At 62.1% G+C, this 22,306-nt stretch carries 20 protein-coding genes; 9 read left to right on the plus strand and 11 right to left on the minus strand.

Annotation, left to right across the window (positions count from 1 at the left end; all coding sequences use genetic code 11):
• Positions 1-14: 14 nt before the first annotated feature.
• Together ACN0YJ_RS07475 and mfd are read left to right on the plus strand one after the other, a co-directional pair.
• A complete protein-coding gene (locus ACN0YJ_RS07475; RefSeq protein ID WP_417476233.1) occupies positions 15-308 on the plus strand; it encodes a succinate dehydrogenase assembly factor 2 in 294 nt (97 codons plus the stop codon).
• A 45-nt stretch (positions 309-353) separates the two neighbouring features.
• Entirely contained in the window at positions 354-3,857 is a 3,504-nt protein-coding gene (gene mfd / locus ACN0YJ_RS07480) for a transcription-repair coupling factor (RefSeq protein ID WP_417489468.1), read from the plus strand.
• On the opposite strand, the gene ACN0YJ_RS07485 is transcribed toward mfd, so the two are convergent.
• Positions 3,854-5,170 carry a diguanylate cyclase domain-containing protein gene (locus ACN0YJ_RS07485; RefSeq protein WP_417495801.1) on the minus strand — a complete coding sequence of 439 codons (1,317 nt, stop codon included), beginning with the start codon at positions 5,168-5,170 and terminating at the stop codon, positions 3,854-3,856. The two genes, mfd and ACN0YJ_RS07485, sit on opposite strands and share 4 nt — an antisense overlap.
• Positions 5,171-5,264: 94 nt before the next feature.
• Between ACN0YJ_RS07485 and ACN0YJ_RS07490 the strand changes: the two genes are divergently transcribed.
• Together ACN0YJ_RS07490 and ACN0YJ_RS07495 are read left to right on the plus strand one after the other, a co-directional pair.
• Positions 5,265-6,359: a CaiB/BaiF CoA transferase family protein gene (locus ACN0YJ_RS07490; RefSeq protein WP_417495802.1), complete on the plus strand. Its 1,095-nt coding sequence runs from the start codon at positions 5,265-5,267 to the stop codon at positions 6,357-6,359.
• A gap of 290 nt (positions 6,360-6,649) precedes the next feature.
• Complete coding sequence (locus ACN0YJ_RS07495; RefSeq protein WP_091767261.1) at positions 6,650-6,901, plus strand: hypothetical protein; 252 nt, start codon at positions 6,650-6,652, stop codon at positions 6,899-6,901.
• Positions 6,902-6,905: 4 nt separating this feature from the next.
• Here ACN0YJ_RS07495 and ACN0YJ_RS07500 read toward each other — a convergent pair whose 3' ends face one another.
• A complete protein-coding gene (locus tag ACN0YJ_RS07500; RefSeq protein ID WP_417495803.1) occupies positions 6,906-7,898 on the minus strand; it encodes a helix-turn-helix transcriptional regulator in 993 nt (330 codons plus the stop codon).
• 108 nt (positions 7,899-8,006) lie between these two features.
• Between ACN0YJ_RS07500 and ACN0YJ_RS07505 the strand changes: the two genes are divergently transcribed.
• The 4 genes from ACN0YJ_RS07505 to ACN0YJ_RS07520 all read left to right on the plus strand — a co-directional run bounded on the left by ACN0YJ_RS07505 (position 8,007) and on the right by ACN0YJ_RS07520 (position 11,702).
• Positions 8,007-8,888, plus strand: coding sequence for a YihY/virulence factor BrkB family protein (locus tag ACN0YJ_RS07505; RefSeq protein ID WP_417489474.1), 882 nt, complete (start codon positions 8,007-8,009; stop codon positions 8,886-8,888).
• 60 nt (positions 8,889-8,948) lie between these two features.
• A complete protein-coding gene (locus ACN0YJ_RS07510) occupies positions 8,949-9,653 on the plus strand; it encodes a CoA transferase subunit A (RefSeq protein ID WP_417476221.1) in 705 nt (234 codons plus the stop codon).
• Positions 9,653-10,312: a CoA transferase subunit B gene (locus ACN0YJ_RS07515; protein ID WP_417495804.1), complete on the plus strand. Its 660-nt coding sequence runs from the start codon at positions 9,653-9,655 to the stop codon at positions 10,310-10,312. The genes ACN0YJ_RS07510 and ACN0YJ_RS07515 overlap by 1 nt, the downstream gene beginning before the upstream one ends.
• 274 nt (positions 10,313-10,586) lie before the next feature.
• A complete protein-coding gene (locus tag ACN0YJ_RS07520; protein ID WP_417495805.1) occupies positions 10,587-11,702 on the plus strand; it encodes an aspartyl protease family protein in 1,116 nt (371 codons plus the stop codon).
• Here ACN0YJ_RS07520 and ACN0YJ_RS07525 read toward each other — a convergent pair.
• Genes ACN0YJ_RS07525 through ACN0YJ_RS07555 form a run of 7 tightly spaced genes read right to left on the minus strand, consistent with a single transcriptional unit; the run spans position 11,683 to position 17,846 of the window.
• Positions 11,683-13,068: an L-serine ammonia-lyase gene (locus ACN0YJ_RS07525; RefSeq protein ID WP_417495806.1), complete on the minus strand. Its 1,386-nt coding sequence runs from the start codon at positions 13,066-13,068 to the stop codon at positions 11,683-11,685. The two genes, ACN0YJ_RS07520 and ACN0YJ_RS07525, sit on opposite strands and share 20 nt — an antisense overlap.
• Positions 13,069-13,104: 36 nt before the next feature.
• A complete protein-coding gene (locus tag ACN0YJ_RS07530) occupies positions 13,105-13,365 on the minus strand; it encodes an Lrp/AsnC ligand binding domain-containing protein (protein WP_339745040.1) in 261 nt (86 codons plus the stop codon).
• 49 nt (positions 13,366-13,414) lie between these two features.
• Positions 13,415-15,013 carry a benzoate-CoA ligase family protein gene (locus ACN0YJ_RS07535; RefSeq protein WP_417495827.1) on the minus strand — a complete coding sequence of 533 codons (1,599 nt, stop codon included), beginning with the start codon at positions 15,011-15,013 and terminating at the stop codon, positions 13,415-13,417.
• A 45-nt stretch (positions 15,014-15,058) separates the two neighbouring features.
• Entirely contained in the window at positions 15,059-15,451 is a 393-nt protein-coding gene (locus tag ACN0YJ_RS07540; protein WP_417476212.1) for a RidA family protein, read from the minus strand.
• Positions 15,451-15,864: an acyl-CoA thioesterase gene (locus tag ACN0YJ_RS07545; RefSeq protein WP_417476210.1), complete on the minus strand. Its 414-nt coding sequence runs from the start codon at positions 15,862-15,864 to the stop codon at positions 15,451-15,453. The genes ACN0YJ_RS07540 and ACN0YJ_RS07545 overlap by 1 nt, the downstream gene beginning before the upstream one ends.
• Positions 15,864-17,036 (minus strand): acyl-CoA dehydrogenase family protein, encoded by a 1,173-nt coding sequence (locus ACN0YJ_RS07550; protein ID WP_417495807.1) that lies wholly within the window; start codon positions 17,034-17,036, stop codon positions 15,864-15,866. Before ACN0YJ_RS07550 ends, ACN0YJ_RS07545 begins: the two co-directional genes overlap by 1 nt.
• Complete coding sequence (locus tag ACN0YJ_RS07555) at positions 17,037-17,846, minus strand: enoyl-CoA hydratase family protein (protein ID WP_417489482.1); 810 nt, start codon at positions 17,844-17,846, stop codon at positions 17,037-17,039.
• Positions 17,847-18,058: 212 nt separating this feature from the next.
• Between ACN0YJ_RS07555 and ACN0YJ_RS07560 the strand changes: the two genes are divergently transcribed.
• A complete protein-coding gene (locus tag ACN0YJ_RS07560; protein WP_417495808.1) occupies positions 18,059-19,162 on the plus strand; it encodes a DUF2855 family protein in 1,104 nt (367 codons plus the stop codon).
• Between the two features lie 88 nt (positions 19,163-19,250).
• Here ACN0YJ_RS07560 and ACN0YJ_RS07565 read toward each other — a convergent pair whose 3' ends face one another.
• Both ACN0YJ_RS07565 and ACN0YJ_RS07570 read right to left on the minus strand, forming a co-directional pair.
• Positions 19,251-20,009: an SDR family NAD(P)-dependent oxidoreductase gene (locus ACN0YJ_RS07565; protein ID WP_417495809.1), complete on the minus strand. Its 759-nt coding sequence runs from the start codon at positions 20,007-20,009 to the stop codon at positions 19,251-19,253.
• Positions 20,006-22,300 (minus strand): bifunctional salicylyl-CoA 5-hydroxylase/oxidoreductase, encoded by a 2,295-nt coding sequence (locus ACN0YJ_RS07570; protein ID WP_417495810.1) that lies wholly within the window; start codon positions 22,298-22,300, stop codon positions 20,006-20,008. Before ACN0YJ_RS07570 ends, ACN0YJ_RS07565 begins: the two co-directional genes overlap by 4 nt.
• Positions 22,301-22,306 lie beyond the last annotated feature (6 nt).

Raw genomic sequence — 22,306 nt, forward strand, 5'->3', positions numbered from 1 at the left:
CTATATCCGCCACCATGACCGAAACACTCGAGAATCGCCGCAAAAAACTGCGCATCCGGGCCTGGCGGCGCGGCTTCAAGGAAGCCGACCTGATCCTGGGCCGCTATGCTGACCAAGCTCTGGGCACGATGTCGGAAACCGATGTCGGCGATTTCGACCGCCTGCTCGATCAACTGGATGCCGATATTTACAGCTGGGTGATCGGCAGCGCGCCAACGCCAGCGGCCTTCGACACGCCGGTGATGGATGCCCTGAAATCTTTCCGAGTCGATCGCGATGCCGCCTTTGGCGACGGTCCCAAAGTCTGAATCCCACCGCATACCGACGCCAACCCAAAGCTGAAAACAGGCGATATGTCCGAAATTGAGATGATTGCCCGGGTTCAGGGACCCGCCACCGTTTGCGGCGCCCCTGAAGGCCTCGACGCGTTGGTCTTCGCCGATACGGCGCGGCTGCGGCGCGGCGTCAATGTCTTCATTGCGCGCGATGACAGCCGGGCGGCGGCTTTTGTCGCTGAACTGGGGTTTTTCGCGCCCGGTCTGGAAATCCTGCGCCTGCCGGCCTGGGATTGTCAGCCCTATGACCGAATCTCGCCATCGCCGCGTGTTGCGGCGCGCCGGGCGGCGACGCTGGCGCGGCTGGCCTCGGGGGATTTGCCGGACACCTGCCTGATCGTCACCACCGTCAATGCGATGGCCCAGCGCTGTCCGCCCAAGGACGTGCTGGCCCTGGCCGGGATCATCGCGCGGCCCGGCAATCGGGTGGATGTCGAGATCCTCAAACAGCACTTTACCATCAATGGCTATGCCCGCGCCGCCACGGTCATGGAGCCAGGTGATTATGCGGTCCGCGGCGGCGTCATCGATGTCTATCCGCCCGGCGCACCGGAACCGGTGCGGCTGGACTTCTTTGGCGATACGCTGGAATCAATCCGCTCGTTCGACCCGGAAACGCAGCGGTCCCTGCGCCAGTTGAACGCGATCGAATTCAATCCGGTCAGTGAGGTCTTGCTGGATGAAGCCAGCATTTCGCATTTCCGCGCCGCCTTTGTGCGCAGTTTCGGGGCCGCCAAGGGTGGGGATCCGATCTATGAGGCGGTCAGCGCCGGCTCGCGTCCAGCGGGTGTCGAACACTGGTTGCCGCTCTTCCATGACACTCTGGCGACGCCGTTCGATTATCTGCCCGACACCGCCCTGATCGCGATTGATCATCTCGCCGATGATGCCTTTGCCGAACGCGCCAAACAGGTCACCGATTATTTCGATGCCCGCCAGGAAGCGAGCAAGACGGCGCACCAGTCGAGCCTGTCTGCGCCGACTTATCGCGCCTTGCCGCCCAGCCAGCTCTATTTCGCGAAGGCCGAATGGGCGAAAACCCTGAGCGGCCGCACGGTCCGCCGCTTCACCGCCTTCAATGAGGCCGGCCCGCAAACCATCGATGTCGGTGGCAAGCAGGGCCGGATCTTCGCCGCCGAACGAGCTGCCGAAAATACCAATGTGTTCGACGCCGCGGCCCGGCATGTCCAGACGCTGGTCAAATCGGGCAAGCGCGTCGTGCTCGCCTCATGGAGTGCGGGCGCATCCGATCGCCTGGCCTCGGTCCTCAATGATCATGGCGTCGGCAAGATCATTGCCGTCGAACATTGGGACGAGGTCGCCAAGGCGCCGGCGAAAACCGTGCTGCGCGCCATCCTGCCGGTCGAGCGCGGGTTCGAGACCGAGACCATCGCCATCCTCTCCGAACAGGATATTCTCGGCGACCGTCTGGCGCGGCCGAGGCGGCGGCGCAAATCCTCCGACATCATTGTCGAGGCCGGTGCCTTGTCGCCCGGCGATCTGGTGATCCATGCCGATCACGGGCTGGGCCGTTTTATTGGCCTGAAAACCCTGCCGGTGCAGGACGCACCGCATGATTGCCTCGAGCTGGAATATTCCGGCGCGGCGAAACTTTATCTACCGGTCGAGAATATCGAACTCCTGTCGCGCTATGGCGCCGACAGCGATACGGCCCAGCTCGACAAGCTCGGCGGCGTTGCCTGGCAGGCGCGCAAGGCGAAGGCCAAGAAACGCCTGCGCGACATGGCCGATGCGCTCATAAAGATCGCCGCCAAACGCCTGGCCCGCACCGCAGATCCGATCGTGCCGGAGCATGGCAGCTGGGACGAGTTCTGCACCGCCTTTCCCTTTGCCGAGACTGATGACCAGCTCAATGCCGTCGAGGATGTGCTTGGCGATCTGGCGCGCGGCCGTCCGATGGATCGGTTGATCTGCGGCGATGTCGGATTTGGCAAGACCGAAGTGGCCTTGCGCGCCGCCTTTGTCGTCGCGATGAGTGGCCGCCAGGTCGCTGTTGTGGCGCCGACGACGCTATTGGTGCGTCAGCACTTCAAGACCTTTGTGGATCGGTTCCGGGGCTGGCCGGTCAAGGTGCGGCAATTATCGCGTCTGGTCGGCACCAAACAGGCCAATGCGACCAAGGATGAATTGCGCGACGGCAAGGTCGAGATCGTGATCGGCACCCATGCCCTGCTGGCCAAGACGGTGAAATTCGCCGATCTCGGCCTTCTGATCGTCGACGAGGAGCAGCATTTCGGGGTCAAGCACAAGGAAAGGCTCAAGGAATTGCGCGCCGACGTGCATGTCCTGACCCTGACGGCGACGCCGATTCCGCGCACGCTTCAGCTCGCCCTGACCGGAATTCGCGATCTCTCCATCATCGCAACACCGCCGGTCGACCGGCTGGCCGTGCGCACCTATATCGCGCCCTTCGATACGGTCACGATCCGCGAGGCCTTGCTGCGCGAGAAATATCGTGGCGGCCAGGCCTTCTTCGTCGTGCCGCGGATCAGTGATCTTGAGGAGATCATCACCTTCCTGCGCGAATCCGTGCCGGAGGTCTCCTTTGTGGCGGCCCATGGCCAGATGGCGGCGACGCAGCTGGAAGACATCATGACCGCCTTTTATGAAGGGCAGTATGACGTCCTGCTCTCGACGACGATTATTGAGTCCGGGATCGACATCCCGACCGCCAACACGCTGATCATTCACCGTGCTGACCGTTTTGGCCTGTCCCAGCTTTACCAGCTGCGCGGCCGGGTCGGGCGCTCCAAGACGCGCGCCTATGCCTATATGACCACGCCGGCACGACAGAAACTCTCCGACGGCGCGGAGAAGCGTTTGAAAGTCCTGCATTCCCTCGACGCGCTCGGTGCCGGTTTCACGCTGGCCTCCCACGATCTCGATCTGCGCGGCGGCGGCAATCTGCTCGGCGAGGAACAATCCGGCCATATCAAGGATGTCGGGGTCGAGCTCTACCAGTCCATGCTCGAAGAGGCCGTGGCCTCACTGCGCGAAGGCGGCGAGGAGCATGATGAGGGCGAGTGGACGCCGCAAATCAATGCCGGCGGCGCCGTGCTCATCCCTGATTATTACGTGTCGGACCTGGACGTTCGGCTGCAGCTCTATCGCCGCCTGTCCTCCCTCGACAGCAAGACCGACCGCGAAAGCTTTGCTGCCGAACTGATCGACCGTTTCGGACCCTTGCCGTCAGAGGTCGAGACCCTGCTGCGGGTCGTCGCGGTGAAGACGCTGTGCAAGCGGGCCGGGGTGGAGAAAGTCGATGCCGGGCCGAAGGGCGCCGTGATCCATTTCCGTGGCGACACATTCATCGATCCGGTCGCACTGGTCGAGCATATCTCGAAAAACCAGGGCCTTTTCAAGGTTCGCCCCGACCACAAGCTGGTCCTGCGGGCTGAATGGGACGCTCCGGATGATCGCCTGCGCGCCATCGAGCGGGCGATGGGGCCGCTTGCCGATATCGCTGTGAGAGCCGCCAGCCAGGGCGCGTCCGCCGGTTAGGCCAGCGCGGCCAGTGGATCATGACGCCGCAATTTGGCGACCGCTCGCTCGATCAGGTCTTCGGCGGCTTCGTCCGGGCGTAGCTCGACGGAGGCTGAAAGAACGCTGAGCCGGAAGGGCTGTAGCGGATCCTCGCTCTCGAATGCGGTGCAATCGGCGATCGCGGCGACGCGTTTGGCGACGCAATCAATCCCGGCCGCATCGGTGAAGGGCAGGATGGCCAAAAACGTGTCGGGGCCGATCCGGGCCGCGGCATCCTCGGTCCGCAGAAGATGGCGCAGCATGGCGGCGAATTGGCGCTTGGCCTTTTCGGTGGCGCTGGTATCGCCTGTATCACCGGCCAGGGGGGAGACGACTTTCAGGGCCAGCACGGACAGCGAAATCTCATCACGGCTGACCGCGTGGATGAGGTCCTGCAGGTGTGATGTCACAAAAGCGGCGTGGAAGAGGCCGGTCTCGATATCCAGGGTCCGTGGCTCGCGGCACGCTTCCAGTGCGGCCTTCGCCCGGCGGCGACGTCGGCGTTCGGCAGCCAGGGCGAGAATACGGTCGCGCATTTCGGCGTCGCCCGTGGTTGGGGAAATGATGTCGGACACACCGCGCGCATAGGCCTCTTCAGCGCTTTGCGGGTCGTCCTCGGTGTCCATCAACAACACCGGCGTATGGTAGAGGCGGGCATTGCGCCGCATGGCCGAGGAAATGGTAAATGCAACATCGCGCTTGCCTGCGGCATTGAGCACCACGGCGTCGAAGGGACGTTCATGCAAATAATCGAAGGCGGAATAGGATGAGAATGCGCCAATCACTTCGGCATCCGCGCCTTTGAGGACGTGCTGGAGCGCCATGAAACGTGGTGAGGCATCGCCGACATACAGAACGCAGGGCATTGGATCGACCGGGTCGAGACTGCGGCCGCGATCGCCATAAAGCGCGGTGACGGCCGTGCGGCGTTTGGCCACTTCTTCCATCGCATGCAGCCGGGTGAGGGCTCGGACGCGGGCCGCGATCTGAACCGGCAGGGTTGGTTCGCGTATCCAGGAATCAATAGCGTCATTGCCGGACAGCGTGTCCGGATGGACCACAATCACCGGGCGGCGACCGGGTGCGAAACTTTGCAGCGCGGCCAGACCGTCTGCGACATCGCGGTCGCTCTCGGCAAGGATGACGCTACAGGCCCAATGGCGTGGATTGCGGGCGGCCGGGCTGTCGCCGCGGATAGTCCGGGTGCTGAGAGCGAAGGATTCGAGCGCTTGCCCCAGACCGTCCACACGGTCGGGATGCCCGAATAACAGGACGTTCAATTCGCGCCCCATGCGCCCCCCTGCCGCAGACACCGATGATTGGGTGTTTCTTGAGTTTGTCACAAGTGCCACGCTTTCGAAACTGCCGATTCGCAAGGAAGCTCCCATGAAAGCGCAAGGACCTCTAAAAGGGGTTAAAGTACTGGAATTTGTTGGCCTGGGCCCGGCACCCTTTTGTGCCATGATGCTGGCCGATATGGGCGCCGATGTCGTACGCATCGACCGGCCCGGCGCTCACGGCGGCGGTGCCAGTGAAGTCTTGGCCCGCGGCCGCCGGTCGATTTCGCTGAATATGAAAGATGAGGCCGATCTGGCGATCTGCCGGGATCTGATCGGCAAGGCGGATATCCTGATCGAGGGTTTCCGTCCCGGCGTGATGGAACGCCTGGGCCTGGGCCCGGACGCCGCACTCGGTCTCAATCCGGCCCTGGTTTATGGCCGCATGACGGGGTGGGGGCAGACCGGCCCGCTCGCCCAGGCGGCCGGCCATGACATCAATTACATCTCCCTGACCGGTGCGCTCGGCGCCATCGGCACGCCGGACACGCCCGTGCCGCCGCTTAATCTGGTCGGCGATTTCGGTGGTGGCGCGATGTATCTCGCTTTCGGCGTCCTGGCGGGCCTGTTGCATGCGCGCGCTACAGGCGAGGGCCAGGTGGTCGATGCGGCGATCGTCGACGGGGCCACCTCGCTGATGGCGTCGCAGCACCAGCTTGCCGCGATGGGGTTGTGGAATACAAGGCGCGGCGAGAATCTCCTGGACGGCGGTGCGCATTTTTACGGCGTCTATGCCTGCGCCGATGGCGGTCATGTCTCGATCGGCCCGCTGGAGCCGCAATTCTACGCGCAATTGATGGACAAGCTCGGGATCGATCCGGCCTCAATGCCGCCCAGCTGGACCAGCGAGGACTGGGCGACAGCGAAGGCGCGCCTGGCGGAGGTTTTCCTTGGCAAGACGCGGGATGAATGGTGCGCCCTGCTGGAAGGCACAGATGTCTGTTTTGCGCCGGTCCTGAACTACGAAGAGTCCCCGGACCATCCTCACATGGCGGAGCGCGGCGTCTATGTGGAGATCGACGGCGTGCGCCAGGCCGCCCCGGCGCCGCGCTTCTCGCGCACCCCGGGTGCGGTGCAGGGCGCAGCGTCCAAACCCGGTGCAGACCGCGACGCCATTCTCAATGACTGGGCGGTAAGCAGTTGAAGTGTCGCGAGTTTTTTCCGGTCATGAAGATGACTGAATGCGTTCATGCCGGGTTCAGGCCCTGACCGGCATTCTCAACCTCGAGATCAGCGGACACCCTTGTCCCTCGCAAGTCCGCTTCTCTTCGTAGCGATACGAATACCCCGAGACGCCGGTCGCCCCCAACGACCGGCGTCTCATTTTTTGCTCCATCGATCGCTATGAACAGGGCCCGGCAAATGGGGTGACTGTTTTTGTCGCCTGCGCGATCCATGATGATGTCCAACGAGCCAATCGGATGGAGATCAATCATGGCAATCGCAATCAACGCATATGTCGAAGGCGCCGGTGGCGCACTGCGTTCAATGGCACCACACCGTTTTCGTGACGGCTATTTCCGCATGCAACAGCCCGGCGATGATATCAGCTGCCTCCATGTCGAGGATTTGCGGTCGGTCTGCCGCTATCTGCACAAGGGCTATCGGCTGGCGATGTCAGCGTCAGACGGGCATTCCATGCCGTCCTGGCTGCCATCGGAATCGGTGCGCATCGCCGTGCGCTGAGGCGCTAGGGAAAACCCGGAAAATCGCCCCGCCTGTGACCGGCAACCATCTCTGCAAGGGCAGGCGGAGCCAAGACCTCGACCTGATCGCCCCAGGCATAGAGATGCCAGCACATTTCAAGATAGCCAGAGGCGAAGAACCGGACCAGCAGGGAGCCGTCGGGCTGTACTTCGCTGGTCTGGTCGGGATGAAAGCGGAAGCGGGCCGCGTGCGGCGCGGCTCGGGCGGTAAATTTCCAGATGACCTCACCGAATTCGGCCTGGCTCTGGAATACGCCAAAGGCCTGTCGGGCATAGGCCTCCAGATCGAAGCCTTCATCGCGGGCAAACCAGTTCTCGGTGATGCTGGCGCGTTCGATATCCTCGACCCGATAGTGCCGCAAATGTCCATCGGGCTTGGACGGATCGCGGGCGACGAGATAGCGGCGGGCCCCGAGGAGCAGGCCATAGGGCTCGACACGGCGCTGCATGGCAGCGGTGTCCTGACGCCCTCGGTAGAGAATGTCCAGCGCGAACGGGCCTTTGAGGGCTTCGGCAATCGCGGCATCGACGACCGGATCGCTGGCCGGGCGCGGACCGGGCCGGGCCGCATGCCCCATGGCCTCCAGCAGGGCCTCCTCATCGGCCTCGAGCCGGGCATGGCGCTTGTCGGGCGTCAGGATCTTGATGGTTTCGCGCAAGGAACGCAGCCGTTCCGCTTCCGTGGGCAATCCTTGATGCTCAAGCGTGGCGCAAGCCAGTTCCAGTGTCGCGATTTCGTCCGGCGTCGGGGCGAAAAATTCCGCAACCCGGCGCCGCGGCACCCGCCAACGCTTGCGACCCTCGGAATCAATATAGTCCTCGGTATCGGGGAAAGTCTGGGCGAGGGCGTCCGTCATGCGCTGGGCGGTGCGGCGCACAACGCCGAACTCGGCCTCGATATCGCTCAGCGTAATGCCGACATGACCGCTGGCCATACGCGCCAGGCGCAAGAGATCGGCGGCTTTGGCGAATGACATGAAGTCTCCTCACTGCAAGGGTGCGCAAAACGCCATCTTGGCGTATTAGGCATCGCTACCCTTCGAACCGGACCTATTCCTGCCATCATGCTGCAATCAATCAAGCGCTTGTTGAAGATCAAAATCGATCTCCCGCCCTGGCTGGAGATCATCATTGCCGCCATCAGCCGTTCCATGGCGCGCGATGTCATGCTGTTTGCCGGCGGCGTCTCCTTCTTCGGCATGCTCGCACTCTTTCCGACTATCGCCTTGGGCATTTCGATCTACGGCCTCGCCTTCTCGACGGCTGAGGCCGAAGCCCAGATCGCACGCTTCGCCGAGATCATGCCGGCAGGCGCGCAAGAGTTTGTCATGGGCCAGATCGGCCGCATCACCGAAGCCCCGATCACGGCGCTGTCATTCAATGGTGCCGTGGCCCTGTTGATTGCCCTGTTTGCGGCGGCGCGCGGGGCCAAGGCGCTGATCGCCGGTCTCAATCATCTCGCTGAGGATCGCGATATCCGCAATGTGATCCATTTCAACTTTCTCGCCATCACCTCCCTGCTGATCGGCGGCGCGCTGATCACGGCGGCGAATCTGGCGGTGCTGGTGATTCCGGTCTTCATGCGGCAATTATTCGAGGCGCTTGGACTGGAGCCGCTCGATATACGCTCGGTGATCAATGAGTGGTCGGCGACCGGCCTGACCATGTTCGCGGCGCTGACATTGCTCTATCACATGACGATGCGCCGCAGCGAATATGCCATCGCCTGGGGCCCGTCACTCATCGCGGCGGCGGTGTCGTGCGGACTGTGGTTGAGCCTGTCGAAAGGGTTTTCCATCTATGTCAGCCGGGTGCTCGATTTCGGGATTTACGGGTCGATGGGCGCGCTTGTCGTTTTCCTGCTGTGGATTTACTGGTCGGCCTATGCCGTTTTCTTTGGCGGCGCCCTGGCGATCGAGATTGATGCACGACGTCAGACAATTCCCGAACCGGATTCAGGCGGCTAGTATTTTGCTGCGCCTGCGATATAAACATGAACCGAACATCAACTTTCGACTGAGGTCCCGATGAAAAAGGTATTTCCCGACGCCAAGTCTGCGCTGGACGGTTTGGCATTCGACGGAATGACGGTGATGTCCGGAGGTTTCGGCCTCTGTGGCATTCCGGAGAATTCGATCGCTGCGCTACTCGCCGCCGGCGTCAAGGATCTGACAGTGATCTCGAATAATTGCGGCGTTGACGGTTTCGGCCTCGGTGTCCTGCTCGACGCCAAGCGGATCAAGAAAATGATCTCCTCCTATGTCGGGGAAAACAAGGAATTCGAACGACAATACCTGGCCGGTGAGCTGGAGCTGGAATTCAATCCGCAAGGCACATTGGCCGAGCGCATCCGTGCCGGCGGTGCCGGGATTCCCGGCTTCTACACCAAGACCGGCGTCGGCACGCTGATCGCTGAAGGCAAGGAAGCGCGCAAATTTGGCGGCGAGAGCTATATCCTCGAAACCGGGTTGACGGCCGATGTCTCGATCATCAAGGCCTGGAAGGCCGACCCGCAAGGCAATCTCGTCTTCCGCAAGACGGCCCGCAATTTCAATCCGATGATGGCGACTGCCGGCAAAGTGACGATCGCCGAGGTCGAGGAAATCGTCGAGCTCGGTTCGCTTGACCCCGACCAGATCCACACACCGGGTATTTTCGTGCAGCGCCTGTTTGTAGGTGAGTTCGAGAAGCGGATTGAACAACGCACCGTACGTCAAAGGGAGACCGCATAATGGCCTGGTCACGTGATGAAATGGCGCGCCGCGCCGCCCAGGAGCTGGAAGACGGTTTTTATGTCAATCTGGGCATCGGCATTCCGACCCTGGTTGCCAATTACATTCCGGAAAACATCGACGTCACCCTGCAGTCGGAAAACGGGATGCTGGGCATGGGCCCATTCCCCTATGATGACGCGGTCGATGCCGATCTGATCAATGCCGGCAAGCAAACCATCACAGAGCTGCGCCGCACGAGCTATTTCTCGTCCGCCGACAGTTTCGCCATGATCCGCGGCGGCCATATCGATTTGTCGATCCTGGGCGCGATGGAAGTGTCGGAGACCGGCGATATCGCCAATTGGATGATCCCCGGCAAGCTCGTGAAGGGCATGGGCGGAGCGATGGATCTGGTCGCCGGTGTGAAGCGCGTCGTCGTGATCATGGATCACGCCAACAAGGCCGGTGAATCCAAGCTCCTCAAGGCCTGTTCGCTGCCACTGACCGGCCAGGCCTGCGTCGACCGCATCATCACGACGCTGGGTGTGTTTGATGTCACGCCGGATGGTCTGGTTTTGATCGAACTGGCGCCAGGCGTATCCCTTGAGCTCGTCGCCGGGCAGACCGAGGCCAAATACTCGGTCTCTGATCACGTGCTCAAGCACGAAGCGGCCTGATATCCAAACCCTGCCGGAGCGGCTCACTCGAGGGTGAGCCGCGCCGACTGGTTGGTACACCTCGCCTGACCCTCACTGGTCAATGATGACCGATATGCTAGTGTCTTCGCGGTATCAACCGGCATCCGGGCCGCACGTCCGGCCTCGATAGCGCCAGGGGAATGCGACTATGCGAAGGATGACTTTGTTCGGTCTGTTGGTGGCGAGCTTGACGAACATCGTGCCGGCTATGGCGCAGGAGTCAGACTTCTCCCGCCTCTTGTCCGCTCCCTTGATGATTGACCGTGCAGAGCCTGTCACCGCGATCCCTCTGGAGCTGCGCGGCGGCAAGCTCTTCATCGGCGCCGCGGCCAATGGCGCGACCGGCGAGTTCATTCTTGATACCGGTTCGCCGACCATTCTCTCACGCGAATTTGCCGATACGCTGGGTCTGGAAATTGTGGCGCAAAATACCGGGCGGGATGCCAATGGCACTGAAGTAACCATGGATTTCGCCATCCTCGACACGCTGCAGATCGGAACGGTTGTGTTTCACGACATCCCGGTCCTGATCCATGACTTCAGTAGCCTCGATATGGGGGCCTGTATTGTCGGGCCCGGTATTCTCGGCTCGGAGCTTTTTCCCGGCAGCGTCTGGCGGGTTGATACCGAGGCGGGTCAGCTGCACGTCGCGGCCAGCCTGGCGGCTTTGCCGGCGCTCGATCCAGTGGTGTCCGCGCGCCTGTATGACTTTGGCTATCCGCATGCGCCAATTGTCGATTATGCGGTCGGCGATGTCTCGGACAAGGCTCTGTTCGATACCGGCAGCAGCGCTGAAGTGGCGCTGTTTGGCCCTGTGGCCGAGGCGATGTCGGTTCAGGGGGTGATCAGCGCCGGTAGCGCGGTCACCGGCACTGGTTATGAAGGCGAATCCGCCGGCGGTCTGGGCGAGGCCACCACGCTGACGCGGTTTACGCTTTCGGAATTCAGGTTCGATCGCGAAAGTCTGGGGGCCGTGCGCGCAGCGACCCGGAGTGTTCCGCCGACCCTGGTGGGGGCCGGCATTCTCGCCTCACATATCGTAACGCTGGACTATCCGGACGGACAATTCCTGCTCTCAAACCGAGACAATGCAGCCCCCGCCACTGCGGAGGCCGGTTATGGGCTGGCCTTCATCGGTGAAGACGTCCGGGTGGTGCGGTTGTTCGACGATACCCCGGCCGCCAGAGCGGGGGTGCGATTGGGCGACCAGGTTACCGCGATCTCGGGGCGCTCGCTCATTGTGAGCGAGGGCAATTCGAAATGCACAGTGGCGAACTGGCTGTTTGCCAGCTTTGATGCTGCCACAGCGGCCGAGCTCGAGATCCTGCGCGACGGCGTTTCCAGCCCGATCAGCATTCCACCACATTGACGGCGAGACCGCCCTGGCTGGTCTCCTTGTATTTTTCCTGCATGTCGACACCGGTCTGACGCATGGTCTCGATCACCTGGTCGAGCGAGACCTTCATGTCGGCGGAGGTCGCGCGCAGGGCCAGGCGTGCCGCATCGATCGCCTTGATCGCGCCGATCGCATTGCGTTCGATACACGGGATTTGCACCAGTCCACCGACGGGGTCGCAGGTCAGGCCGAGATTATGCTCCATGCCGATCTCGGCAGCATCCTCGATCTGATTATTATTGGCGCCCATCGCGGCTGCAAGCGCCCCGGCGGCCATCGAACAGGCAACGCCGACCTCGCCCTGGCAACCGGCTTCAGCGCCGGAGATGGAGGCGTTTTTCTTGTAGAGCGCCCCGATAGCCGCAGCCGTCAGGAAGAAGCGCTGCAGGGCTTCATCATCGGACGGGTTGCGGTGGTAGCGGTCGAAATACCGAGCGACGGCAGGGATGATGCCCGCTGCGCCATTGGTCGGTGCGGTGACGACGCGCCCCCCGGCGGCATTTTCCTCATTGACCGCCATTGCCCATAAATTGATCCAGTCCATCGCGACGAGCGGATCATCGGCTGGATCGGTCTGTTCAATTAACAGATCGCGGTAAAGCTTGGGCGCCCGGCGTTTGACCTTCAGTCCGCCAGGCAAAATCCCGTCCTCGCGCAGGCCGCGATCAATGCAGGATTCCATGGTGCGCCAGATGGTCTCAATCCCGTCATGGACCTCCGCCTCGGTGCGAAACGCGCACTCATTGGCGAGCATGATGCGGAAAATCGACAGGTTTTCCCGCTCACCAATGGCCAGCAATTCGGCGCCGGAATTGAACGGGTAGGGCTCGCCTTCCTTGACATCTGCGGCGGAATTTCGCCCGGCTTCGTGCTCGTCGATGACGAAGCCGCCGCCGATTGAGTACCAGATCTCTTCCAGCAAGACGCTCTCATCGCTGGCAAGGGCGCGAAATTTCATGGCGTTGGAATGAAATGGCAGGCGAACATCGCCGCGAAATTGCAGATCGCGCCGCTCGGAGAATTCGATCGCGCGGCCGCCGGGCAGGGTGAGGCGATGCTCGGCGCGAATGCGCTCCAGGCGCTGCGGGATCTCGGCCGGATCGACGCGTGAGGGGTCGCAGCCTTCCAGTCCCAGCAGAACGGCCTTGTCAGTGCCGTGACCCAGGCCGGTCAGGGCAAGCGAGCCATAGAGCTCGGCCTCCAGACGGGCAATGCTGGCCTCGCCATGAGAGCCGATCACGCGCTCGACAAATTGTCGTGCGGCCAGCATCGGGCCAACCGTGTGCGAGCTGGACGGGCCGACGCCGATCTTGAACAGGTCGAAGACACCAAAATGCATGAGAAATCCGCCGGATGGGCGCAAGCAGGCCGGGCGTCAGCCGAGGCCGCGATCGCGCGTGAATGCGTTGAAGCAGATAATGGTCTGCGTGTCCTTGATGCCCGGAATGGTCTGGACTTTCTCGTTCACGAAACGCCCGATATCGCCATCATCCTCGATCCCGAAATGCGCCAGAAGGTCGAAGGCGCCGGAGATGGAGTGGACCATCGGGGCTTCGTCGAGCTTGTCCACCAGCGACGCGGCGACATCATAGGTGTGGCCCAGCTCGCATTTGATGAAGACGTAGAATTGGCGCATCGCGGACTTCCTTCTCAACCCCAGGATTCGGATCGACCCTAATACCAAGCTAGCGAAGTTTGAAACGTTGAATCTTCCCGGTCTGGGTCTTGGGCAGGGCGGCGATAAATTCGATGGCGCGCGGATATTTATAGGGCGCGATGCTGGCTTTGACGTGATCCTGCAACAGGGTGACCAGATCATCGTGCGCGTCATGACCCTCGGCCAGCACGATGAAGGCCTTGACGATCGTGCCGCGTTCGGTGTCAGCCGCGCCGACCACAGCGCATTCCAGCACCGCATCATGCAGCATGAGGGCCTGCTCCACTTCCGGGCCGGCAATATTATAGCCCGACGAGACGATCAGATCATCGGCGCGCGAGACATACCAGAAATAGCCGTCTTCATCGCGGCGATAGAGATCGCCGGTGATGTTCCAGCCCTTCTGCACATAGGTTTTCTGGCGCTTGTCGTCGAGATAGAGGCAGCCTGTGGGCCCCTTGACGGCCAGCCGTCCGATCTCGCCATCTGCCACAGCGTCTCCCGCCTCATCCACGACCCGGGCCTGATAGCCGGGCACAGGCCTGCCGGTGGCGCCGGGCCGGATATCGGGACCGGCCGCTGAAATGAAGATATGGATCATCTCCGTCGCACCGATCCCGTCAATCAGCCGGATACCACTCAGGGCTTCAAAGGCGTTCGAGGTCGAGGCGGGTAAATGCTCGCCCGCCGAAATACCCTTGCGCAGGCTGGACAGGTCGAAGCGCTCCCACAAGCCCATCAGGGCCCGGTAGCCTGTCGGCGCCGTGAACAGTGTGGTCACGCCGAAGCGCTCGATGGTCTCGCACAAGGCCTCGAACCCCGGCCGTTCGGGCAGGGCGGTGGCAAGTCCGGCGCGAGCGGGAAATACCACACAGGCGCCCAGGCCGAAGGTGAAGGCAAAGGGCGGCGTGCCGAGATAGATCTCGTCGGCTTCCGGCTGCAAGACGCTGGCAGCGAAACTGTCCGCCATCGCCAGGACGCTGGAATGGAAATGGGCGCAGGCTTTTGGCTCACCGGTGGTCCCGGAAGTGAAGGCCAGCAGGGCGATATCGTCGCGCGCGGTATCGGCGGCGGTGAATGTGCCGGGTTTTCCAGCCATGGCCCGCGCCAGCTGTCCGTCCTGACCCCAGGTGAGCAGGGCATCCAATCCGGGCTGAAGCTCGGCGGCCTCCCGCACCGGCTGCGCCAGCGCCGCGTCACACAGCGCATAGCTCACCTTGCCCTTGGCGATCACCTTGGCGATCTCGCCGGCGCGCAGCATGGGCATGGTCATCACAGCCACCCCGCCAGCGAGGATGGTGCCATACCAGCTGGCGATGAGCTCGATCGAATTGGGGCCGTGCAGCAGGACACGATTGCCCGGTACCAGGCCCATATCCTGTACCAGGACATGCGCGATCTGGGCCGCTTCGCGGCGCAGGTCTGCCCAGCTGATATTGCGCCCAGCCGAATAGATCGCGACCTTGTCACCGCGGTTGTTTTCAATATTGGGATCAAGCAGTTCCGCCGCGCAGTTCAAGCGGTCTGGATAGGCCAGTGCGGGGCTGTCGAAACAGAATTCCGGCCAATCCGACGCAGCGGGCAAGTGCTCGCGCGTAAAGCTGTCGATATGCCCACTGGTCTGCATCGTCATGACGTCCTCCCCGACGTGTCCGACTTCTGGCGCCTGGCGCTAGAGCGGGACCACCGCGGTGGTCTCGATCTCGACCTTCGCCCCCGGCTCGATCAGCCCTGCAACGATGACGAAGGCCATGGTCGGATAATTGCGCCCGATCAATGCCTTCCAGATGCCGCCAATCCTGGATTCGGCGGCGATATACTCATCCCGGCTGGTGATATAGCCGGTCATGCGAACGATATGCTCAGGGCCGGCACCGGCTTCACCCAGGACCGCGAGCGTGTTCTCAAGGACTTTCTCGAACTGGGCCGCGAAATCATCCGAGACGATGACGCCATGCTCATCCCAGCCAATCTGTCCGGCGACATAGATCTGACGCCCTGTGACGGCGATACCATTGGAATAGCCCTTCGGGCGCGGCCAGCCGTCTGGAAGCAGGATTTGCATCACTTGACCTCCTCGAAAGTGAGCATGCGCGCGCGCATGATCTCCGGAATCCGGACCGGGACATGCTTGCCCATGTCGATATAGACCAAGACCAGCTTGGCAATCATCCGGACCTCATTCTCATGCCAGGCCTTGATCGTGAGCTTGAAGGAGCTGCGCCCGACTTCGGTGACGACCAGTTTGAAGGCCAGTTCGTCGTCGAGACGGCTCGGGGCCTTGAACTCCACATCGATATGGGCCAGCGGGACCGCATGATTGCCCTTGACGATCATGGCGTCGAAGCCGTGCTCCAGCCCGGTCTCGAACCAGTCCTCGACACAGGCATTGATCATCTCGAAATAGCGCGGATAGAACACAATCCCGGCCGCATCGACATCGGCAAAGCGCACGCGGCGATCAACGCGAAAGACCATTATTTCCACTCCGAAAGATGCTGACGGGCAATCACGAGTTTTTGCACTTCCGAGGCGCCCTCATAGATGCGCAAGGCGCGGATTTCACGGTAGAGCGCTTCTGGAACCGACCCCTTTGTAACGCCGAGCCCACCGAATAATTGCACCGCTGTATCGATCGCCTTCTGGGCCGATTCCGTGGCGTGGAGTTTGGCCATCGCCGCTTCGCGGGTGATCCGGGCTGCGCCGGTGTCCTTGGTCCAACCAGCACGGTAGATCAACAGCGCGCTGGCATCGATATCCAGAGCCATCTCCGCCAATTGCGTCTGCACGCCTTGCTGGTCAGCCAGTGTCGCCCCGAACAGCTTGCGCGTCGTGGCGCGGCCGGTGGCCTCGTCCAGCGCCCGGCGGGCAAAGCCAAGCGAGGCGGCCCCGACGGTCGAACGAAACACGTCGAGTGTCGCCATTGCGATCTTGAAGCCCGCCCCGGATGTGCCGATCAGGCTATTGCCGGGCAGATGACAATCCTCGAAGACGAGGCGGGCGAGGGGGTGGGGGGCGATGGTCTCGATACGCTCGGCGATCTTCAGGCCCGGTGCCTTGGCGTCGAGGATGAAAGCGCTGAGGCCGCGCGCGCCTGCCGCTTCGCCGGTCCGGGCGAAGACGACGTAGAAATCGGCGATGCCGCCATTGGAAATAAAGGTCTTTTCGCCGTTCAGGCGCCAGCCATCGCCGTCGGGTGTGGCCGTGGTGGCGATCGCGGCGACATCAGAACCGGCCTCTGGTTCGGTCAGGGCGAAGGCGGCGCACAAATCACCGTTGGCGACACCGGGCAACCAGGTCTGTTTCTGGGCGTCGCTGCCGAACAGCGAAATGGCACCGGATCCCAAGCCCTGCATTGCAAACACGAAATCGGCCAGGCCGCAGCGATAGGCGAGATGTTCGCGCATCAGGCAAAGCGAGCGCACATCGAGCGTCTCGGTCGCGCCGCCATAGGCCGCCGGGACGCAATAGCGTGTCAGCCCGGCTTGTCCGAGCTGATGCCGGATTGTGCGGCAATCGGCATCGACATCTTGATGCTCGGCAAAGCCGTGATCGCCGAATTGCGCCTGGGCCCAGCTACCAGCCTGTCGCGCCAGATCGCGATGGCTATCATCGAGGAAAGGCCAGTTGAGATAGCTGATATCGGCCATTCAATTGCCCTCGAAAACGGGTTTCTGCTTGCCGACAAAAGCGGTGTAGGCGCGCTCGAAGTCCTTGGTTTGCATGCAGATTGCCTGGGCCTGGGCCTCGGCCTCGATGGCGGTGTGCAGGCTCATATCCCATTCGGTATTGAGCTGGTTCTTGGTCATCGCGTTGCCGAAATTCGGACCGGCAGCGATCCGGGCAGCCCAGTCCCTGGCCGCAGGCAGCAATTCATCGGCGGCGGTCAGGCGATTGTAAAAGCCCCATTTTTCGCCTTCATCCGCCGACATGGAGCGGCCGAGATAGAGAAGTTCGGAGGCGCGGCCCTGGCCGATAATGCGCGGCAGCATGGCGCAGGCGCCCATATCGCAGCCAGCAAGGCCAACCCGATTGAAAAGAAAGGCACATTTCGCTTCCGGCGTGGCAATGCGCAGGTCCGAGGCCATCGCCATGATCGCGCCGGCACCGACACAGACGCCGTCAATTGCGGCGATGATCGGCTGCGGGCAATCGCGCATCGCCTTGACGAGATCACCGGTCATGCGGGTGAAGTCGAGCAATTCCGGCATTTCCATCCCGACCAATGGCCCAATGATTTCATGGACATCGCCGCCAGAGCAGAAATTCCCGCCAGCGCCGGTGATGATGATTGCCTTGACCGATTTGACGTAGACGAGGGCGCGGAACATGTCGCGCAGTTCGGCATAGCTTTCAAAGGTCAGCGGGTTTTTGCGTTCGGGACGATTGAAGGTGATCGTGCCAATGCCATCGGCGAAGGACCAGAGATAATGGGTCGGTGTATAGGTCTTCGGATCCATCGAGATTAATCCCTGTCTTGCCGGCCAGCACCAGGCGCGGCCATCCCCGTTACACCCGTGATTCCGGAGTGATACCCCCAAGACCTACGACGGTGCGCGCGCAGCGTCTACTCTCCCAACGGTCAGGGGGCTCCCGCCCAAATTCCCGTTAGCCTCTCGCGGCAATCTGGTAGAGACTGGGTTCAACCGTCATTTCAACCCGCTAGGTCATCATGAACGCTCCGATCACCATTTCCCGCCTGTTCACCGACAAGTCCGATCTCGGACGCACCGAGATGCGAGAGCATCAGCAAGGCGCGTTGGAAAAAGGTGAGATATTGCTCGAAATCAAGAGCTTCTCCCTGACGACGAATAATATCACCTATGCCGCATTTGGCGATGCGATGCAGTATTGGAACTTCTTCCCGACCGGTGAGGCGGGCTTCGGACACATGCCGGTCTGGGGCTTTGCCGATGTCATCGCGTCCACCACCCCCGGGATTGCCGTAGGTGAACGCTTTTATGGCTATTACCCTATTGCAAGCCACGTGGTGATGCGCCCCGGCCGGATCTCGCCGCGCGGTTTCTATGACATCGCCGACCACCGGCTCGATCTGGTCTCGGCCTATAACCAATATTCCCGCTGCAGCGAGGACGCTGTCTACCGCGCCGACCGCGAGGATTTGCAGGCCCTGTTCCGGCCGCTCTTCGTCACCGCCTTCATGCTGGCCGACTACCTTGAGGACAATGACTGGTTCGGGGCCCAGCAATTATTGCTCTCCAGTGCGTCGAGCAAGACGGCCTATGGCACCGCCTTCTGCCTGCTCAGTGAGGACCGGGTGAAACTGGCCGCGCTGACCTCACCGCGCAATGCGGATTTTGTGGGCGGGCTTGGCTGTTATGAGACGACGAAGCTCTATGATGATATCGAGACGCTGGATACCTCAATCCCGACTGTCTATGTCGATTTCGCCGGTGACGCGGCCTTGCGGGCGCGGATCCATCATCATTTCGATCCGTCGCTGACGCATGATTGCGTTGTGGGTGCCGCCCATAATGCTCCCCATTCCAAGCCGGTCGACATGCCCGGGCCGGCGCCGAAATTCTTCTTCGCACCGGAACAGATCGCCAAGCGGAACAAGGAGTGGGGGCCGGACGAATTCAATGCGCGTTTCAATCACGCACAGGAAGCCTTCTTCGCCCAGCTCTCCAGCGCCGATCCCGTCTGGATGACGGTCAAGACCGGCCACGGCTTTGTGGCGGCGCAGGCGGTGATCAAGACGCTGGCCGAAAGCGGCGGTGACCCGGCCATCGGGCATATGATCGAGTTCGGCTGAGCCGGACAGGCTGGATTATCGCTGATCCCGGGCGGTTCATCGCCCGGGATCAGCGGAAAGCCGCGTTTGGCTGAAAAAGCCGGTATGGTTAAATTGCGCCGCCGGAGATGGTAATCGCCTGTCCTGACACGGATCCGCTGAGCGGTGAACACAGCCAGGTCACCGTTTCGGCGACTTCGTCGGGCTGGATGAGACGGCCCTGTGGATTGGTCTTGGTCAGTTCAGACAAGGCGTCTTCGCGCGACCGGCCCGTCTTGGCCATAATATTGGCGACCGAATTATCCACGATCGCGGTTTCGACATAGCCCGGGCAGACCGCGTTGAAGGTCATGGCGGTGCCGGCATATTCGATGGAGAGCGATTTGGTCAGCCCGACCACGGCATGTTTCGAGGCGACATACGGCGCGATATAGGCGCCGCCGCGCAGGCCGGCGATCGAAGCGATATTGACGATGCGGCCATAGGCCAGTTTCAGCATCGGCCCGATCACGGCCTGGGTGCAGCGCACCAGTCCCTCGACATTGACCGCCTGGATGCGCTGCCATTCCTCCATCGAGGTGCGGTGGAAGGCAGCCGCGCCGACAATCCCGGCATTATTGACCAGGATATCGATCACGCCGCCTGATGCCGCCTTGGTGAAGGCTGCTTCGACACTGGCCGCATCGGTCACGTCGAGCTGGATAGCCTCGGCGCCGTCAATGGTCTGCGCCGCCTTTTCCAGCCGGACCAGATCGCGGCCCATGATGATGATTTGCGCGCCCTGGGCCGCGAGGCTTCTGGCGCAGGCCAGTCCAATACCGGTTCCGCCGCCGGTGATGACGGCGCGATGTCCTGTCAGAGTGCTCATGGGGTGGGGGTCCCTTCTGCGGCGCGCGCGAGATTGCGCGTCAATTGGTCAAAACCGGCCTCGTATTGCGGCGGGATATGGACACCGTCATAGCCGAGCTCGGCGGCGGCCCGCAATGTCCACATCGGATCGATCAGATGCGGGCGGGCCAGCGCGACCAGATCGGCACGGCCGGCGGCGAGAATGGAATTGACGTGATCGGTCTCGTAAATATTGCCGACCGCCATGGTGGCGCAGCCGAGCTGATTGCGGATGCGGTCGGAAAACGGCGTCTGGAACATGCGCCCATAGACCGGGCGCGCCAGCGGTGTTGTCTGGCCCGCCGAGACATCGATCAGATCAGCGCCGGCCTCGCGGAAGGCCCATGCAATCGCCAGGCTGTCGGCCTCGGACAAGCCGTCATCGCCCATCCAGTCCGTTGCCGAGAGCCGGACGGCCATCGGCATGTTTGATGGCCAGACAGCGCGCATGGCCGCAAAAACCTCGAGCGGAAAGCGCAGGCGGTTGGCGACCGGGCCGCCATACTCATCGCTGCGCTGATTGGAGACGGGTGTGAGGAAGCTGGAGAGCAGATAACCGTGGGCACAATGCAGCTCGACCATGTCGAACCCGGCTTTGAGCGCGCGATGCGTCGCGGCGACGAAATCGGCCAGAACCGCATCCATATCAGCGCGGTCCATTGCCCGGGGTGTCTGGTTTGTCTCGCTCCAGGCCAGCGGCGAGGGCGCGAGCAACGGCCAATTGCCGCTTTCGAGCGGTTTGCTATTGCCTTCCCAGGCCAGGCGCGTCGAGCCCTTGCGGCCGGCATGGGCCAGCTGGACCGCCATCTTGGCGTGACTTTGCGAATGCGCGAAATCAGTGATCGCGCGCCAGGCGCTCACATGTTCGTCGGTATAAAGCCCGGCACAGCCCGGCGAGATGCGGCCATCACGGCTGACATCGGTCATTTCGCTATAGACGAGGCCGGCGCCGCCCAGGGCGCGGGCACCGTAATGCACGCTGTGGAAAGGGCCCGGCAGACCATCTTCGGCGGAATACATGCACATGGGCGAAACCACGACGCGGTTTTCCAGCCGCATGCCGCGCAGTTCAAACGGCGCAAACATGGGCGGGCAGGCATCGGACTTCGCGCCGCCCGTCGCCTGACCGGTGAACCAGCTCTCCACGCCCGCGAGCCAATCGGGATCGCGCAGGCGCAGATTCTCGTGGCTGATGCGCTGTGAACGGGTCAGCAGCGAATAGGCAAACTGCTTGGGCTCGAAGCCGATATAGCGATCGAGATGTTCAAACCATTCGGTCGAATTGCGCGCCGCGCTCTGCAATTTGAGCACCTCGACGGTGCGCACCGCCTGATAGTCCTCCAACCCCTCTGCGACCGGCTTGTCGGTGCTGGTGAGGACATCGGCGAGCATGATCGCGTCTTCAAGCGCCAGCTTGGTGCCGGAGCCGATCGAGAAATGCGCCGTATGGGCGGCATCCCCGAGCAGGACGATATTGTCATGCACCCAGTTCTCACACAGCACGCGCGGGAAATTCAGCCAGGCCGAGCCGCGCAGATGGCGCGCATTGGACATCAGCTCATGGCCGTCCAGCCAGGGCGCGAACAGGGCTTCGCTGGCGCGGCAGCATTCATCCTGGTCCATCTCGCCGAAGCCCAGCCCCTCCCAGGTTTCCGGAGCGCATTCGACGATGAAAGTCGATGTGTTGTCGTCGAAGCGATAGGCATGGGCCCAGACCCAGCCATGCGGTGTCTCGACAAAGATAAAGGTGAAGGCGTCAAACACTTTATGGGTGCCCAGCCAGACGAATTTATTGCGGCGCAGCTCGATATCCGGCTTGAACCGATCGGCAAAACGGGTGCGGATCTTTGAATTCAGCCCGTCCGAGGCGACGATCATGTCGGCATCGGCAAAGGACGAGAGATCATCGCCGATCTCGGCCTCGAAATGCAGCCCGACACCCAGTTCGCGCGCACGGTCCTGCAGCAGGCTCAGGAGTTTCTGTCGGCCAATGCCGCAAAACCCGTGGCCGGTCGAGGTCTCGGTGACGCCCTTGATGACGACGTCGATATCATCCCAATGCGCCAGGCTGGCACCAATGGCGCGGGCGCTGGGTGGATCATTGCGGCCGAGATTTTCCATCGTCTGATCGGAGAAGACGACGCCCCAGCCAAAGGTGTCGCCAGGCTTGTTGCGCTCATAGACATCGATGATGCAATCGGGATCGCGCAGCTTCATCGAGATGGCGAAATAGAGACCGGCGGGGCCGCCGCCAATGCAGGCAATTTTCATCGTCGA

Source organism: Maricaulis sp. (assembly GCF_048270095.1).
Taxonomy (GTDB): Bacteria; Pseudomonadota; Alphaproteobacteria; order Caulobacterales; family Maricaulaceae; genus Maricaulis.

Coding starts and splice junctions, on each gene's coding strand:
- ACN0YJ_RS07475 (WP_417476233.1), top strand. CDS start 15: ATGACCGAAACACTCGAGAATCGCCGCAAAAAACTGCGCATCCGGGCC.
- mfd (WP_417489468.1), top strand. CDS start 354: ATGTCCGAAATTGAGATGATTGCCCGGGTTCAGGGACCCGCCACCGTT.
- ACN0YJ_RS07485 (WP_417495801.1), bottom strand. CDS start 5,170: ATGGGGCGCGAATTGAACGTCCTGTTATTCGGGCATCCCGACCGTGTG.
- ACN0YJ_RS07490 (WP_417495802.1), top strand. CDS start 5,265: ATGAAAGCGCAAGGACCTCTAAAAGGGGTTAAAGTACTGGAATTTGTT.
- ACN0YJ_RS07495 (WP_091767261.1), top strand. CDS start 6,650: ATGGCAATCGCAATCAACGCATATGTCGAAGGCGCCGGTGGCGCACTG.
- ACN0YJ_RS07500 (WP_417495803.1), bottom strand. CDS start 7,898: ATGTCATTCGCCAAAGCCGCCGATCTCTTGCGCCTGGCGCGTATGGCC.
- ACN0YJ_RS07510 (WP_417476221.1), top strand. CDS start 8,949: ATGAAAAAGGTATTTCCCGACGCCAAGTCTGCGCTGGACGGTTTGGCA.
- ACN0YJ_RS07515 (WP_417495804.1), top strand. CDS start 9,653: ATGGCCTGGTCACGTGATGAAATGGCGCGCCGCGCCGCCCAGGAGCTG.
- ACN0YJ_RS07520 (WP_417495805.1), top strand. CDS start 10,587: ATGATTGACCGTGCAGAGCCTGTCACCGCGATCCCTCTGGAGCTGCGC.
- ACN0YJ_RS07525 (WP_417495806.1), bottom strand. CDS start 13,068: ATGCATTTTGGTGTCTTCGACCTGTTCAAGATCGGCGTCGGCCCGTCC.
- ACN0YJ_RS07530 (WP_339745040.1), bottom strand. CDS start 13,365: ATGCGCCAATTCTACGTCTTCATCAAATGCGAGCTGGGCCACACCTAT.
- ACN0YJ_RS07535 (WP_417495827.1), bottom strand. CDS start 15,013: ATGCAGACCAGTGGGCATATCGACAGCTTTACGCGCGAGCACTTGCCC.
- ACN0YJ_RS07540 (WP_417476212.1), bottom strand. CDS start 15,451: ATGCAAATCCTGCTTCCAGACGGCTGGCCGCGCCCGAAGGGCTATTCC.
- ACN0YJ_RS07545 (WP_417476210.1), bottom strand. CDS start 15,864: ATGGTCTTTCGCGTTGATCGCCGCGTGCGCTTTGCCGATGTCGATGCG.
- ACN0YJ_RS07550 (WP_417495807.1), bottom strand. CDS start 17,036: ATGGCCGATATCAGCTATCTCAACTGGCCTTTCCTCGATGATAGCCAT.
- ACN0YJ_RS07555 (WP_417489482.1), bottom strand. CDS start 17,846: ATGGATCCGAAGACCTATACACCGACCCATTATCTCTGGTCCTTCGCC.
- ACN0YJ_RS07560 (WP_417495808.1), top strand. CDS start 18,059: ATGAACGCTCCGATCACCATTTCCCGCCTGTTCACCGACAAGTCCGAT.
- ACN0YJ_RS07565 (WP_417495809.1), bottom strand. CDS start 20,009: ATGAGCACTCTGACAGGACATCGCGCCGTCATCACCGGCGGCGGAACC.
- ACN0YJ_RS07570 (WP_417495810.1), bottom strand. CDS start 22,300: ATGAAAATTGCCTGCATTGGCGGCGGCCCCGCCGGTCTCTATTTCGCC.